The 12,995-nt window shown below is 67.7% G+C and carries 12 protein-coding genes; 3 read left to right on the top strand and 9 right to left on the bottom strand.

Features of this window, described 5'->3' with window-relative positions; translation table 11 throughout:
- Nucleotides 1-106: 106 nt before the first annotated feature.
- Nucleotides 107-421 carry an integration host factor, actinobacterial type gene (gene mihF, locus OG413_RS41215; protein ID WP_266814835.1) on the top strand — a complete coding sequence of 105 codons (315 nt, stop codon included), beginning with the start codon at nt 107-109 and terminating at the stop codon, nt 419-421.
- Between the two features lie 605 nt (nt 422-1,026).
- Here the strand turns inward: mihF and OG413_RS41210 are convergent.
- From OG413_RS41210 to OG413_RS41200, 3 genes are all read right to left on the bottom strand, one after another.
- Complete coding sequence (locus tag OG413_RS41210) at nt 1,027-1,692, bottom strand: hypothetical protein (RefSeq protein ID WP_266814992.1); 666 nt, start codon at nt 1,690-1,692, stop codon at nt 1,027-1,029.
- 280 nt (nt 1,693-1,972) lie between these two features.
- On the bottom strand, nt 1,973-2,638 hold the full coding sequence (locus OG413_RS41205; RefSeq protein WP_266814833.1) for a hypothetical protein: 666 nt from the start codon (nt 2,636-2,638) through the stop codon (nt 1,973-1,975).
- A 346-nt stretch (nt 2,639-2,984) separates the two neighbouring features.
- A complete protein-coding gene (locus OG413_RS41200) occupies nt 2,985-4,205 on the bottom strand; it encodes a hypothetical protein (RefSeq protein WP_266814831.1) in 1,221 nt (406 codons plus the stop codon).
- 528 nt (nt 4,206-4,733) lie between these two features.
- Here OG413_RS41200 and OG413_RS41195 point away from each other — a divergent pair.
- A complete protein-coding gene (locus OG413_RS41195; RefSeq protein ID WP_266814829.1) occupies nt 4,734-5,519 on the top strand; it encodes a helix-turn-helix domain-containing protein in 786 nt (261 codons plus the stop codon).
- Between the two features lie 229 nt (nt 5,520-5,748).
- Here the strand turns inward: OG413_RS41195 and OG413_RS41190 are convergent, their stop codons facing one another.
- Nucleotides 5,749-6,117 carry a hypothetical protein gene (locus OG413_RS41190; RefSeq protein ID WP_266814827.1) on the bottom strand — a complete coding sequence of 123 codons (369 nt, stop codon included), beginning with the start codon at nt 6,115-6,117 and terminating at the stop codon, nt 5,749-5,751.
- Nucleotides 6,118-6,477: 360 nt separating this feature from the next.
- On the bottom strand, nt 6,478-7,341 hold the full coding sequence (locus tag OG413_RS41185) for a helix-turn-helix domain-containing protein (protein ID WP_266814826.1): 864 nt from the start codon (nt 7,339-7,341) through the stop codon (nt 6,478-6,480).
- A gap of 708 nt (nt 7,342-8,049) precedes the next feature.
- Between OG413_RS41185 and OG413_RS41180 the strand changes: the two genes are divergently transcribed.
- Nucleotides 8,050-8,796 carry a helix-turn-helix transcriptional regulator gene (locus tag OG413_RS41180; protein ID WP_266814824.1) on the top strand — a complete coding sequence of 249 codons (747 nt, stop codon included), beginning with the start codon at nt 8,050-8,052 and terminating at the stop codon, nt 8,794-8,796.
- An 18-nt stretch (nt 8,797-8,814) separates the two neighbouring features.
- On the opposite strand, the gene OG413_RS41175 is transcribed toward OG413_RS41180, so the two are convergent.
- The 4 genes from OG413_RS41175 to OG413_RS41160 all read right to left on the bottom strand — a co-directional run bounded on the left by OG413_RS41175 (nt 8,815) and on the right by OG413_RS41160 (nt 12,837).
- Nucleotides 8,815-9,741: a squalene/phytoene synthase family protein gene (locus OG413_RS41175; RefSeq protein ID WP_266814823.1), complete on the bottom strand. Its 927-nt coding sequence runs from the start codon at nt 9,739-9,741 to the stop codon at nt 8,815-8,817.
- Between the two features lie 27 nt (nt 9,742-9,768).
- Entirely contained in the window at nt 9,769-11,076 is a 1,308-nt protein-coding gene (locus tag OG413_RS41170; protein WP_266814822.1) for an NAD(P)/FAD-dependent oxidoreductase, read from the bottom strand.
- Nucleotides 11,077-11,147: 71 nt separating this feature from the next.
- On the bottom strand, nt 11,148-12,416 hold the full coding sequence (locus OG413_RS41165) for an MAB_1171c family putative transporter (protein ID WP_266814821.1): 1,269 nt from the start codon (nt 12,414-12,416) through the stop codon (nt 11,148-11,150).
- On the bottom strand, nt 12,409-12,837 hold the full coding sequence (locus OG413_RS41160) for a hypothetical protein (protein WP_266814820.1): 429 nt from the start codon (nt 12,835-12,837) through the stop codon (nt 12,409-12,411). The genes OG413_RS41165 and OG413_RS41160 overlap by 8 nt, the downstream gene beginning before the upstream one ends.
- Between the last annotated feature and the right edge of the window lie 158 nt (nt 12,838-12,995).

Below are 12,995 nucleotides of genomic sequence, written 5' to 3'. Positions count from 1 at the left end.
GCAGCACTTCACCCGTGTGCCTCCCGTCCGAGACCGCCCAGGCAGGCGGCTTGCCCCATCCACAAAGGTCCGCGACAGCGCGAGACCCCACAGCCTAAGGAACACCATGGCCCTTCCCAACCTGACCAACGCCGACCGCGACGCGGCCCGCCAAAAGGCCATCCTCGCTCGTCAGGCTCGCAGCGCGGTCCGGGCGAGCCTCAAGGCCGGAACCCTCACACTCGCCCAGGTGCTGATCCGGTCCGATACCGTCGTCGGGCGCATGCCGGTACGACAGCTGCTGACCGCGCTGCCGGGCATTGGGCAGGTGCGCGCCACCCGTTCGATGAATGCACTGGGCATCCCGGAAGGGCGTCGTGTGCAGGGCCTGGGACCCACTCAGCGCAGCAAGCTCCTGCAAGAGTTCCCCTCCCCTATGTAGGCCATCAGCCGGTGAACCCGGCGACGGGTGCTGCTCGGCACGGAGACGCCACGTGGATCAGGGGGCCGGAATCGGCGACGGCGGCGCACATGCCGTCTGCCGTTCACCGGCCAGGCACTCGGTGCACCATCGCTGCCCGGGCTCGCTCAGTCTTTCGGGCACGTCCTGGATACCACCCGGCACGCTGATGCCGTCGTCACTGCAAGCCACGGTGTGGTAATCGCAGTTGCCGTCACACGAATCAGGATCCATCGGCCTGTGCCAGATGATCTCCCCGGAGCCCAGGGACCCTTCAGAATATACGCGTTCCGCGGTCGCGAGCATGGCTACTCCTCGTGGGTCTGATGGCTGGGCAGGGCGCCGGCCAGGGAGTTAGGCTCCAGGGGCCAGCCCTTTTGCGCTGCGGCCGGAAAGGGTGGATGCCATCGTGAGCGCAAGGTCAGGACGGCGTTTCCGGTCGGCACCCTGCCGCTGCGTGGCGAGCCGTGCGTTTCCGGCACCCAGGGACGGGGCGTGATCTTCGGGCGGTCGCCGACCGCCCGTGTCTGAGGCCTGTCCGCGGCACGGAACCCAACGACGCGTCACCCGCCTGCCCGGCGGGGTGGTCAGCTGCCTGAGGGAAGCTTGCCGACGGCGGTCTTCATCTGGCGGTCCACCAGAGCCGGTGCGCCCACAAGCATCACCGCGACGTTGCCCTTGCGGACCGCCATCGTCTTGAGCACCTGCGCTCCGGAGGGCAGTTCCATCGTCGAAGTGTAGGCGAACTGCTCGTCTCCGAGCTGCGGAGTGGCCGACTTGGCGACCTTCACCTCGATGGGGGTGGTGCCCGCCGTCATCGTGTAGGTGGGACATGACGTGTAGGCGCCGAACAACTTGCGCAGCTTGCTGGAGAGCACCGAGGGACGGTCGCTGTGCAGCTCTTCGCCGAGCGTAGCGTCCGTGTCGTAGGTGAAGCTGGTCTCCGCCTTCGCGGCGAACATGGTCTCGTCGCCGCTCTGTCCCAGTTTTTCGAGCGCGGAGCACCCCTGGACCGAGACATCGTCGAACTTCTCGCTGTCGGGCTTCTCCTGGACCTGGACGTATCCGGTGCCGAGGTCTGCCTGCGAGAGCAGCATGGGGCGCAGGGCGCCCACGGCGAGAGGTTTCGGTTCCGCCGCCGGCTTGGCCTGTGGCTTCGCGTCATCTCCTCCCCCGCTGCACCCTGTGATCAGTACGCCGCACAGAGCGGTGGCGAGCATCCACCGTCGTGTCCCGGACATTGAGATGCGCATCACGACTCAACTCCCTCCCCGATTCCCGGGACATGACACTACTGCCTCCGGTCGATCAGCGCCTCCCGCCCCACGGGTGTCGGTGTCCCGGAGCGCCGGGCGGGCCATGTCTCGATCCGCGGGAGGCATCCACCAAACCCACGCACCCCGCGCATGATGAGCAGCCCCTGGGTGCCGACCAGCCGTGCGCCAGGACCAGCGTCACGTCTGCTTCGGCCCGCGGCTCACGCCGGTAGACCTGAGCGCGCTCAAGTATCTGAACAGGCGGTGTCTGGGCGACTCACCGCCGCTCCTGGTGGTTCTCCCCCGGAATAAGTGCCCGGGCTGCGGTGGCGAGGTGAGACTGGAGGAGAGCGGCGCCGAGTTCCCCGCCGGTGAGGATCGCGTTCATGCCTGTCAGGATGAGCCCCGGGGCGCTGATCCGATTCCACAGGACGACGAAGGCCGCCGGGTCCGGGGGCGGCACGGCAGGCAGCTGGCCCCGCGCCTTGCGGCCCGGGCCGATGGCTGCGGTGAGCTCGGCGACGCTCAGGGCAAGGAACCCGTTGCCTTCGGCGGTGACACGGTGGTCCAGAAGTTCCTTCCTCGTCCCGTCGGCGTGCCTGGTTTCCGCCCGGTGGTGGCGCAGGGCCGGGGCTACGGTCAGCGCTTTGATGGTGCGGGCTTCGTGAGCTGTGCGCTCGGCGTCTTCCTGGTCTCCGGAGTCCAGGAAGCGTGCCGCAGCGTCGAGCAGGAAGCCAAACGTGCTCTGCAACCGGTAGGTGAGGACTTCGCGAGCTAGCTCTGTCGGGGTGCTTCGCGGGACGACCGAGCGGCCGGTTGCTTCCAGTTGGGCCAGGGCGTGGGTCCACGATACGTGGGTGAGGCCCCGCTCAGGGCGACCCAATAGATGCCCGGCCGGCTCGACCCGGATATCCGCGAGTGCCTCGTTCACGGAGTTCTGCATGGTGAGCCCTCTTCTGGGATGTGGGTGAGTAGGTGTCATCCTCTCGCTCAAGCGCGCCGAGTGGTGCGGTGGGGTCCCCGGCCGTCGGCGGGACGGGCGGGTGATGGTTGCCCGGAGAGGTCAGCCCACCGTGCTGGCGTGCTGACCCGGCAGCTCGCGCCGGTCGCTCCCGTCCTGCCCTGCCCCCGCACGAGCCGTCGCGTGGCCGAAGCCCTCGTGCACGGGGGATGCATCCCCGGACGAGGTCGGAGGTGGGGCAGGGGACGGCCCGTTGGCTGGGCTCATGGCATTGGGGAGTTCAGCAGTAAAGAACGAACGAGAACACATGGGCGGGTCTCCTTGGGGGTTACGCGGAAAGGCGCGCAGAGCGGATCTCGGCCGCAGCGCCACGCAAACGCGCGACGCATTGCGGGTAGTCGGTGCCGGAAACGAGTAGGTGACCGCTGCGCCGCAGGAGTCCCACACGGTGCTCGGCCGGATAGGGCTGAAGGGTGGCGTACGGGGTGACGTGGGGAAGCGTCGCCGCGTTCGGGGGCAACAACGGGGTGGTACCAGGGCTCTGGAGGTAGCGCACGGCTGTCGCTCCGAGGTGGTTCTCGTTGGTGAGGAAGGTTTGGCCACAGGCGTGGTGGCCGGCCTGGGAGATGAGGTCGATCCCCGTCACCTGCTCGATCAGCGTGCCCAGCAGGGGGTCCGTGAGGTGCGGCGTGACGCTGACGACCCGCGGACCGGTTGATGTGAGTCGCATGCGGATCTGCGCCGGGCCTGACCGATGCCCCAGGGCGGACAGTGCTCGGCTCGCCGTGTCCTCGACGGCGGGCACGCAGACGTCGTCCGCGTCGACCACGATTTCCAGCGGAAGCAGTGCGGGTTCAGCCTGCGGGTCGAAGGTGGCGTGGGAGATCGCCACGACCTTGGGGCCGGATGGGGAGTCGGCGGTGTAGGCCGTCGCTTCGATCCCGTCCAACAGTGGTTCGATCACCGTGCCGGTGCCGGGCCAGGTGGCGGCAGTGGCCGCCGACAGGGCTTCCGCGAGGCCGGGTATGCCGGTCACCCGGCGCGCGGCGTACCGCGTGCGGGGGGAGGCTGGCTTGCATACCAGCGGGAAGCCGACCTGATGCGCTGCTTCCAGGGCCTGGTCGTAGGAGTCCGCGTGGATGGCTCCGCTGTTGTCCACGCCAGCAGCGGTGAGGATTTGGGCCGCGCGGTGGCGCAACATGGTCGCTTCGGTCATCGCGGTGGATGGACCGGGCAGTGCGAATACCTGACGCAGCAGGGCGGCTGCGCGGACATGGGCGCGATGGAGGGTAAGCACGCCTGCGATGGGCTGGGTGGCGGCGAACTTTCTTGCCTCGTCAAGGACTCGGGGAGGGTCGAGGAGGTTGGCGGTCCGGGAGTCGGCAAGGTGGGGGCGCTGCCAGGCCGGGGCATCCGCATCGATGAGGAGCAGCGGCCCGACTGCTGCGAGGCGTTGCAGGGCGTGCTCCCACTCCGCCTGCGGTCCGCTGCCCAGGACGACAAGGTGCCCGGTGGGGCGGTCTTGCCGGTGGGGCGCGTGGGTGTTCACGGGCGGTGCTCCAGAGTCGAGGAAGTGGTGCGCTCGCTGGCGGTGCCAGGGGGTTTGTTCACTCTCGCCGGGTGGTTGGGACAGGGCAATGGCCGCTCTCTCAGATTCCCCGGCTGCGGTCGACATGAGGCTTGTGGTGTCGCACAGCGGGACGTGGACTGGATTTCCGGTCGCGGCTGGCGGGACGCGGTCCACGCGATGGGAGACAACGGCATTGCCGCAGGTCATATGGGGTGTGCGTGGAACGCGGGTCCACGGGGTGACACACCGCGGTCACATATCAGCATCCCGACGGCCGATGGATTCGCCAGGGTCCCCATCCCCGTCCACATGCATCCTGAACTGCGGTTTTCCTACTTCCTGGAAGTCAACTCTTGCTCTACACGGCACGTTTGGGTGCGTACTGGAAGACCCTCTTCCTGGAAGAGGTGGTTCCTCCACAAGATCCCGTTCTCACTGTAGAGATGTGCTTGGCGGGACCCGTGAGGCGGGATCAAGCCCCGCACGCGCTACCAGGAGGGACTGTCAGTGATCCACACCGAGCTTGTCGAGGCCGCCGGTACGGTGGACGACGGCATGACCGCCCACGCCCGGGTCTATCTCGTACTTCAGACCTTGAACGGCATGGGCCCCGGGCTGCACCCGCTTCGGCGCATCATCGACGAGTCCGGCGTCACCAAGTCGACCGTCCACCGCATCCTGCGCGCTGGGGTGGAGGCCAAGCACCTGATCTACCGGGCGCCGGGCCGCTACGGCATCGCTACCGATGTGGCCAACCACCGCCCGGATGCGAGCGTCCACCTCAACTTGCCGCACGACAGTGCCCTTGACCGCGAAACCACGGTGCTGCAGCGGCAAACAGCCCAGGTGGCGATGGCGTTCAGTGCGGTGCTGATCGACGACACCCCGGGCCGGCTGATGCTCGACCACACCTACGGCCGCCGCAGCGACTTCCAGGCTGCGTTCAACCACGCCGACGTCGACACCAAGGTGGCCCTGCGCTACGCCCCGCTCACCGCGGATGCGGCCGGGCTGGCGATCCTCTCGCACCTGGACGGGACTCCCCAGAGCCACCTAATGAGGGAGATACGCTCCGAGGGCTACGTGCTGACCCAGTCGCCGCTGCCGGACTGGAAGATGCTCGGCGTGCCACTCTGGCGCGGCTCGACCGTGTACGGATCGCTCGTGGTCATGGGGCTGCGCCCGCAGATGGAACGCAACCGTCGCGAGTACGCTGCGGCCGCGCTGGCCTGCGCCGCACGACTGAGCGCTCGCTGCGAGTTGGGGAGCGGCGCAATGCGCCTGGCGAGCTGAGGTAGCTGAGGTAACTGGCGTTGTACTTCGCCTACTGGGCCCGTCCCGCCGAGCAGCAGAGGGTCTCCCCGCGCGGTCGAAGCGACTCGGGTGCTTCGGCTTCTCCCGCTGGCTGCTCGTGACTGTACCCGGTTGCTCAGCACTCAACGGTGCCGTGGCAAGAGTCTTCTGGCACGGTTCTCCCCCCGTCCCCTTGTTGCGGACGCCGATCCGCCGCCGGCTGCGGTATTCAGTCGTCCTCTGGTGCGCTCCCGACCCACGCAACGGGCTGTCCTTCATTGTTGATGCCCCAATGCGGATCCACCGTCTCATGCCCCGCGTTGAGGACACAGATATGTCCCCACCGGCCGTGCTTGCCGAAGCAAGCCTGCGGGAGAGGGACGTGGTTGAGGTCCCTGACTGCCTGGTCGTGCCGATCCTGAAGGGCCTGGTACTTCGGGCGAAGTTGTAGCCCGAGCCGGATCTCTTCCAGACGAATCTCCTCGCCCAGGCGACGGATTTCCCGGTCGCCCAGCAGGGTCTGGATGACTGTCTCCGCCTTCTGCCGTGTCGCGCCGTGATCGGGGGCCGCGGGACGAAGGCTCATGTGTTCCTCCATGGTGCTGGTCTCCCTCTGCTCGGATTCTGCGGCAAGCCGCCCGCCGGGTGACCATCACTCTCTTCAGAATTCCTGGTGGTCTCGGAGGGGGCGCGATCAGCCTGCCAGCGTGGCCAGTGCCCGTAGCGGCTGCACGGCTGATGCCGGGAACGGTGCAGCGAGGGCATGTCACAGAGCTACCGGCCGGCTCCGGGCGGGGGTGCCCAGAGACCCGGCCTGGCGCTGCGGATCGCGGGGCACGCTCGGGCGGAGCAGAGATCGCGGCCTCGCGCGGCGTCCGTACGTTGTCGGCCGTGTCTGCGTACAGCCGTCACGGCAGACGGGGCCGCCGCGGTGCCGTGGCGTGCTGCGCCGCGTGGGTCAGGCCGCGTGATGGCCGTGCGAGCCGCAACTTGCAGGCATGAACCGCTCGTCGAGGTCGATGAGCACGAGGGTGAGGCGCATGAAGCCGAGGCGCTTCAGCGACCGCGGGGTCTCCTCGACCAGTCGGCATCCCTGGAGGCCGACGTGCGGGTCGGGGTGACGCAGTTCGCGGACCGCGCCTTCGTGGTGGACCAGGTCGGCGCCGCTGCCCAGGACCCAGTTGGGCATGTCGGTGAGGTAGGCGTCGAGGAGCGAGGGGTGGCGGTAGACGTCGCGGCGGATGGCCTGGAGCCCGTTGTCCTCACTGTGCCGTTCGAGGCTGGACGAGAGCTGCGCGAGGATGGCGAGCTGCCACTTGAGGTGGTCGACGAAGATCGACGGGGCATCCGGGTGGAAGAGGCCGAACCTCAGGAAGTTGCGAGAGGGCATCGCGGTCGGGTGGACGCGCACGTCACGGAACAGGTCGCGGTATGCCTTGTTCGCCATCTTGACGTCCCACCGCTGGTCGATGACGAAGGTGGGCAGCGACAGCGCATCCAGCATGACGGTGTAGTCGCCGAGGAAGGCGGCGACGTCGGGGTCTTGCGATTCGGTGCGGCGGGCGCGCAGGTCGGGTTGCGGTGCGCGGCCGACGGCGTACAGGAACAGGCGGGTGACTTGGTACTCGGACATCTCGAGGGCTTCCGCCAGGTCATACAGCTTCTCGTCGGCCCACTGCGTCACACGGCCCCTCTCCCAGTTCCCGTAGGAGCGGGTGCTGATGGCCAGCCGCTCGGCAACATCGTCCTGGCTCAGCTCAAGGTGATCACGGCGTCCCTTGAGGAAGTGTTGCAGCCGCTTGGCCTGAATCTCTGAGGCCAAGAACTCCGCCGTCTCCCCCCGGCCGGCGTCCGATTGAACGTCGGTGTGCATTGCGGTTCCCCCTTAACGATGCGGCTCTGTTCCCGGCCGCGCTGGCGACCGCTGCTGGGGCACCCCCAGAGACGTACGGTCGCTACCAGCTCCCGCCCGACGCGCCGTGCGCAGTCACAGCGCCTGGTTCGCCATGATGTGCGCGATCGTGGGCTTGCCGGTGCCGCCCGGCGCCAGCAAGCCGATGGCCCCACGTAGCCGCTGAACCCGCTCGTGACGCGGGCGGGTTGCCCGTGCCCAGTACCACTGGCCCAGGCGTGAACGGGTTCCGCGGTACGCAGTTACCGTCCGTGTCCGGCCTTGGTGGTGCGGGGCTCATGCAGGATCTCCAAGCGGGTCGTGGCGCCGGGCCTGGTGGCTCAAGGCGGCAAGACCTGTTCACCGGGCCCGGCACAAGACGCGATACCGCGGGGGTCGCGTCATGGCGTGGGTGGCCGAATCTGCACCCGCCGAAATGGAGCGGTAGACAGATCGCCCACAAACAGCGATCATGCTGCACCCCATCGAAAGTGTCAATGTTTGTAGCCCTCTTGACCGATCACATGCCAGAGTGGCTACAAAATTGATCGATGATGATGTGGGGTACATCGGGGAAGGGGTACCGTGACGCCCGCTGAACACCACAGATTTTAGAAGAGAGCAGGAGACCGCCCTTTTATGGACACTCCCGACAGGCCCGGGGGGCAGGACCTTGCGGTGGTTGTTGCTGCGCTCACGAAGCAGATCGAGGCTTTGGACCGCACTCCCGAAGACTTGATCGATTTCGATCACATCGAGTCGACGACGGGCATCCCGGCCGACGCTGTGGGGCGCCTGTTCGCTGGTGAGGCGGTGACGGCGGACGAACTCAACCATTCGTTCCCCGAACGGCTGAAGTTCCTGCGCCGCACCCGCCTGCGAGATGACGGCAAGCAGTACTCCGGTGAACAGCTCGCGCGGCGTGTGGGTATCGCCAAGCCGACGATGAGCGCCTTGATCCGCGGCGACCGCAAGCCCAACCTGGATGTGAACAGAGAGCTGGAGCGGATTTTTCACGTGTCGCCGGGCTTCTTCACCATGAGTGGAGAAGAAGCGCTGGTCAAAGCACTTGAGCGTGTCAGCGACCAGGTGCTGGTTCTCTCCCAGCTCAAGGGCGTTCAGATCCAGCACATGGCTCTGCGCGGGAGCATCGCGGCCGGCGACGACGAACTGGCTCAGGAGCTTCGGGCGGCCCTCATCAGTGGGCTCGCCCCTCCCCCGCCGGCGTCCGAGCCACAGCCCGAGGACTGCGAGTTGCGCGAGCTCACTGACACGATGCGCGCGCTGCCCGCCGGACGTCGGCACAGCGTCATGAATGTGGTGCGAGGGGTTCTGGGGCTGGCGCACGACGAGGCGCCCGAGGGGGCAAATTCTCCCAAGAGGTGACCGCGCCTGCCCCTCCCCTTACCGTGCCCGCAGTGCCGCTACGTACTGACGTGCCAGCACCCCTAGAAGTCCAGGGATGGAGGGACGTGCGCCTCCGTCGGCCAGGCCTCCGCCCTTCCGCCTGACCGCCTGCAGGCGCAGCTCCTGCACCCTCAGCATGGCGGTGATGAAGGGGCGTGTCTGGCGGGGCACCAGGCTGGCCAGCTGTCGGCTGACGGCCAGGCGCAGGTGCGCCAGTTCAGCCTGCTCCTCGACCAGTTGCTCAAGCCGCGCCCGGACTGCGCCGGTAGGTGTTCGCAGATCTGTGACGGACAGGGCGTGGCGGGCCAGGTCCTTGCTGGGGATGCCGACGTACCCCTGCTCCGCCGCGTCTTCCGCGAGATCGTCGAGGAAGTCGACGCGCTGCATCGCCTCGATGAGGTCGCGGCAGCGGTGCTCGAAGTCGTCAGCGGCCTTGGCGTTCTCTGCTGGATCCAGCAGGCAGGCCAAGAGCATGAAGGCGGGCAGCGAGTACCCGTCGATGTATGCCTGGAGTTCGTCCTCGGTTTCGAAGCCGGCGTAGTCCACTTCGTGCCGGGCTCCCTGGAGGAAGTCCTCGACACGCTGTTGGAGTTGTGGCTGGCGCGATACCGCGTCCCCGAGGACCTGGAGGGTTTGGTCGCTGGGCTGCGCTCCGCTGAGTACGTCTCGCGTGGCGGTTGCCCACTTGCTCAGGGCTCGCTTGCGGACGTCGGTCGCGCCGGTGTCGATGCGCTGGTCCGTCTCGTGCATGAAGGCGACGGCGGCGATGACCGGCGGGTGCAGGTGTGCTGGCAGCAGCAGCCGGACCGTCCAGTACTCCTCGGTCTTGAAGCGCTTGACGAGGGTGCGCTGGTGGCCGTACGCGGCCTGCAAGTTCGGCTCGGTGATTCCGGCCTGGCGCAGCGTGCGGATCCATGCGGGCATTTCGTGTTCCTTGCTGTGCAGGGGTGGTTATTTAGTCAGGAGCGTGCGGGTGGTGCGCAGCAGGACGCGCGGGCTCGTGAGGGCTCGCGGGTGGCGGCGCATGTGGACGACGTCCATGTAGGTGCTGTTGATGCGGGGGTCGATGATGGACGCGCGGGTGACCTGGTCGGCGGCCCAACGCAGGAGCGGGTAGCCGAACGGGTAGGGGCCGGTGACATGCGGCTGTGCGAGGTCGGCGGTGGTCGACAGCTGCCATGCGGCGGTGACGACCGTGGCTGAGCGCCGAAAGTACCGGTATGCGGGCCGGTGCGCGGGAGTCGCGGAGGTGAGGTAGCGGGCGAGGGCTGCCGCCTGGAGCGTGACCATGCTCATTCCCTGTCCGTATATCGGGTTGACGCTGGCGAGTGCGTCGCCGAGCACGACAAGTCCGCCGGGGAAGCGGGGAAGGCTGGTGAAGTGGCGGCGCTGGCTGTCGCGGACGTAGAAGGTGGTGGGGTCACCGTCCATCTCACAGCGCTGGGCGACCTGCTGGAGCGGCTCCACGCACCGCAGCATCCGTGTTCGGAAGGCGTCTGGGTCACCGCTGGGCCGGTAGCCGTCGTATCCGGCTATGACGACGTTCCATCGCTGGCCTTCCACCGCGCTGAGTGCGCCGGGCTCGCACAGGGTGGGAAGGTAGTTACTGGCCGGCCCGGGGGTAGCGTGGGCGATGACAGTCTCGGGGAGCTCGTCGCCGCGGTGGAAGCGGGCGGTTGCGTACCCAAGCGAGATACGCATCCGTTCGGTACGCGGCGCCGGCCAGCCTTCGCGTTCGAGCCACCGGCCGAGGCGGCTGGAGCGCCCCATGGCGTCGACGACAAAGTCGGCCGGCAGCGAGTCCAGCTGCCCGGTTTCGGGATTGCGGTACGGCACGCAGTACACACGCTCGGCCCGAAAGCGTATCCCCTGCGCCTGCCCAGTGAGCAGCCGCACGTTGTCCAGGGCGAGGACGCGCTGGCGTACGTGCTGTTCGATGAACGGGCGGGTCGCGCCGATCATGCGGGCGTGCGGAGTGGGGGCCTTGAGCTGGCCGTCAACATAGAACTGCACCTGATGGCCGACACCCAGGCGTGCGCCGTCGGTCACCATCTGCTCGGTGATTCCAGGGAAGAAGCGTTCCAGCTGATCGTGTCCCATGGACAGCAGTGCGTGGAGCTGTGAGCGCTGTGGTGCTCCGGCCGACGGTTGTGTGCAGGTGCCGTCCGGTTCGAGGATGATGACCTCATCGGCGTGTTCGTGCAGGACGCGGGCCGCGAGTAGTCCGGCGATCGAGCCCCCGAGTACGACTGCCCGCACAAGTACCCCCTTCGAGCCGATGGGCTCATGTCTGGCCTGAGTGGTCCTGAACTCTCCTGGCGGCGCGGCCCTTATGGGTGTGAGCTGGCTGATTCCTCGTACACGAAGTCGCCGGCCGCCGAGCTGCGCATGATCGCGGTGCGCTCGAGCGCAGCATCGACGAGCGGATGCGGCAGCGCTCGGGCGACGCGCACGAGCCGGGCGCGCTCGTCCTGCGCTGCCGTTCCCAATCCCGGCAGCACACCCGCGGCCTGAGCCGACGGGACTTGTTCGCCGTTGGGCCGCGCGGCCCTGGCAGATGCCTGGTGGCGGGCGGCGGCGTCACGCAGGACGGCCGCGGTGACGATCGCCTCCAGTTCGTACTCGGGCAGCGTGCGGTCGGCAAGGTCGTGGACTGCTCGCACGACCTCTGCGCTGGCCCAGGGCTGCACAGTACGGATGCCGTCGAGGATCTCGATGATCCTTCGGGTCAGCATGATGCGTACGACCCCCCAGACGTGGGGCTTCGCGCTGGTGGGGCTGTACATCAGGCCCGTGTCGACATCGCCCACCACGAGCTTCCACAGGGGCTGGAGCGCGGCGGAGTCCCGGCGTTCGCGCAGCCAGGCGGTGAAGGCGGCTCCGGTCATGCCGTAGCAGGTGCCTACGCAGCCCAGGATGCCGAAGTAGGAACCGATCACACCGAGCGTCTGCAGTTCCTGGTGCCCGAACGCGGCCAGGATGATGGCGGGCGCCGAGCACAGGACGTATCCGAACGTCACGAGCATGCTGCCGCCGAACCAGCGCAGGGCGTGGCGGACCTGCGGGCCGGTGCCCTCGGTGCGCCGTGACCTCTGCCAGGTGTTCAGTGTTCCGCAGGCGAGCACGACGAGCAGGATCGCCAGGAACACCAGCGCGTACGGGTCCTCGGCCTGCTGTGTGTTGAATCGCAGAGGATCCGCAGGACCATCGAAGTCGGCGTGCAGGAACACAACGGACATCGCCGTGACGGCCAGCCCGTAGGCGGCGGTCCAGAGCGCGACGGTGCGCCGCACTCGCGCGCGGGGGGTGTCGCGGGCGGGTGTCCACAGCAGCGTGAGGATGTGGGTGTCGGCATAGCAGAGCAGGATGCCGACGTAGATCGGCAGTGTGGCGATGCGGGCCTGGCCGAAGAGATCGCCCAGGAGCCGGTATCCGGCAGGTGAGGCCATCGCGTACACGACGCCACCGACGAAGAACGCGGCCGACATGAGCGCGAGGGGAAGGGTGGGGTCACGCAGGAAGACCAGCGCCTTCCAGCCGGCGATGATCAGGAAGAGGACCGTCATCAGCAGGTAGACGGCGGTCGTCGGGTCACACACCGGCGCTCCTGTGGGTGAAGGTCGACGTAACGAAGTCGGCGCCTCCTCGGAGCAGAATGTGCCGTGTGAGCATCACGGTGGCGAAGATTTCGACACGTCGCTCCTGCTGACTGTCGTAGCGCGAGCGTCTGAAGAAGCTGCTCACCTCGGCGGGTTTCAGGGCCGGGAACAGTTGCCGGGCGAGTTCCTCAGCCATCGGCTCGTGCGCCTCACCGGATCGCTGACATGCTGCGCGCGGTGCGTCGTACAGCAGGTGCCCCAACTCGTGCATGGTTGAGTGCAGTTGGGAAAGCTCGCCGGAACCAGAGTCGACGACGATTGAGTCAAGGTCGGCGCTGGAGCCGCATGCCGCACTCACCGGCAGAGGCTGCGCACGCACGGTGATCGGCCGTCCACGTCTGGCCGCCACAAGTTCGACCAAGTCATCGATGTCGCATACGCCCGACAGCCCTACGTCCTTGCGGATCGCGCGTGCCGTCCGGCGGGTGTCGCGGTAAATGGCGAAGCCGTCGAGAAGGTCCCGCCACCGGCGGGCGGTACGGCGGGCACGGGCATCTACGCAGCCGGGCCTCGCAGCAC

It is taken from the genome of Streptomyces sp. NBC_01433 (genome assembly GCF_026340105.1).
Lineage (GTDB): Bacteria > Actinomycetota > Actinomycetes > Streptomycetales > Streptomycetaceae > Streptomyces.
This window is presented reverse-complemented; position numbering and strand designations above follow the sequence as displayed.

What these genes read in the sequence shown, in the direction of transcription:
- mihF (WP_266814835.1), top strand. Translation starts at nt 107, where the DNA reads ATGGCCCTTCCCAACCTGACCAACGCCGACCGCGACGCGGCCCGCCAA.
- OG413_RS41210 (WP_266814992.1), bottom strand. Translation starts at nt 1,692, where the DNA reads ATGCGCATCTCAATGTCCGGGACACGACGGTGGATGCTCGCCACCGCT.
- OG413_RS41205 (WP_266814833.1), bottom strand. Translation starts at nt 2,638, where the DNA reads ATGCAGAACTCCGTGAACGAGGCACTCGCGGATATCCGGGTCGAGCCG.
- OG413_RS41190 (WP_266814827.1), bottom strand. Translation starts at nt 6,117, where the DNA reads ATGGAGGAACACATGAGCCTTCGTCCCGCGGCCCCCGATCACGGCGCG.
- OG413_RS41180 (WP_266814824.1), top strand. Translation starts at nt 8,050, where the DNA reads ATGGACACTCCCGACAGGCCCGGGGGGCAGGACCTTGCGGTGGTTGTT.
- OG413_RS41175 (WP_266814823.1), bottom strand. Translation starts at nt 9,741, where the DNA reads ATGCCCGCATGGATCCGCACGCTGCGCCAGGCCGGAATCACCGAGCCG.